The sequence below is a fragment of the bacterium endosymbiont of Bathymodiolus sp. 5 South genome (assembly GCF_900128535.1).
Taxonomy (GTDB): domain Bacteria; phylum Pseudomonadota; class Gammaproteobacteria; order PS1; family Pseudothioglobaceae; genus Thiodubiliella.
On sequence record NZ_FQTR01000285.1, the window covers coordinates 1 to 1,554 of the forward strand.

Genomic DNA, 1,554 nt, shown 5'->3' on the forward strand with positions numbered 1-1,554 from the left:
CAATAATCTAATATTGACCATTACAATAAAAAACTGCCAATAACTGATTTTTAGTTGTTTAAAATTTATGAGTATTTTACCTAAAGACAAGCTGTTATTAGAAGAAGTTTGAGTCTTGCTGCGGAGGTGGTTTGTTAAATTTTCAAAGATTCAAAAAATAAATTACACTCTAGCCCTGATTATTCTTAGGTTTTGTCGCTCTCAAATAGACTGTCCAATACTACCTTCATTCTTTGAACATTATTATTTAAAGCTTCAATAAATACTTTAGAGTCCTGATTATTCCCAAGTTCTCCTCGAAGGGCTATTGCCATAGGAGGTAGCAATAACAATAGCTTTCCGTAATCATCTATACATTCTTTTATAAATAGAAGATATGAAGACCCAAAAGTTGATTCTTGCTTTTCTAAGTTTTTAGTATTGTCTTCAACGATTGACTCTTGTTTATCGTATTTTTTATTTAAGTTATCGAGAGTAGATTGGTTATTATGACTTTGATGATTTAATTCTTTTATTCTAGAGATTATTCGATCTTTTTCGTTTTCTGCGGAATTTATAGTTGATTGGTAAATTTCTATAGTTTTCTGATGACCTAAAACCACCTCCCTTTCTTTCATTAATTTAATGAAAACTTCAGTCGTTTCTGTTGAGTAACTCAAAATCGCTGCTACCGAACTTTCTTTGGCTACTAAACAAGATTTAGCAACAATACCTCCATGGTCAGCCATTTTCATTTCAATATCTTTTTGAGTAAATTCTAAGTTCATTAAATTAGGAATTATTTCTAATACATTAGCAAACGATCTAGCAACATCTAAAAACACTTCTTTTTTTAAGGTAAACTTTTGTTCCGATTGATATTTTTGTTTTTCGTGTGCGAGTAATGTAGTTTGACGCCTTTCATGATATTTATTTGTCAAATACACCCCGAAAATTGTAATACAAGAAGCGATAATAGCGCTCCATATAACATCAGACACTTTAGAAAATAACTCTATAATAGATTCCATGTACTGTATCCTTGAAAGACCCAACTGTTAGTATAAGGCGCTATTGCCCTGATACACTGTATTAAAAACAAAATCAGGCGTATTCACCCAGTTTTACCAAAAAATTTCCAATAATCTAATATTGACTATTACAATAAAAATCGGTTAATAACCGATTTTAAGTTGTTTAAAATTTATGAGAATTTTACCTAAAGACAAGCTGTTATTAAAAGAAATGCGAGCCTAAATAATTAGGGTTAGAGTGTCATTTATTATTATTTATGCAAAGGTCTTATTTAATTATTAAGGTTTTTTAGAAACACTCAAACACTCAAAAAAACTTGTACAGATAGGGATAATGGTATAATCCCTGTAAATTTCATTACACAAGCTTACTTAAGTTTACTTACTATGACAAACACAACAAAATCCCATACCACGCTTTCTAGTGCGTTCAATCAATTCAGGTGTTTTCTTGCGCTTAGCCTTTTAATCACATTTTCTTTTAATGCTTTTTCTGTTGATGACCCTCAGCAATTTAACAAAGAAGCCTACTTAGATCTTA

The 1,554-nt window shown here is 30.4% G+C and carries 1 protein-coding gene; it reads right to left on the reverse strand.

The features are described from left to right. Positions 1-185 precede the first annotated feature (185 nt). Positions 186-1,010 carry a chromosome partitioning protein ParA gene (locus tag BBROOKSOX_RS10850; protein ID WP_139661807.1) on the reverse strand — a complete coding sequence of 275 codons (825 nt, stop codon included), beginning with the start codon at positions 1,008-1,010 and terminating at the stop codon, positions 186-188. Positions 1,011-1,554: the final 544 nt, after the last annotated feature.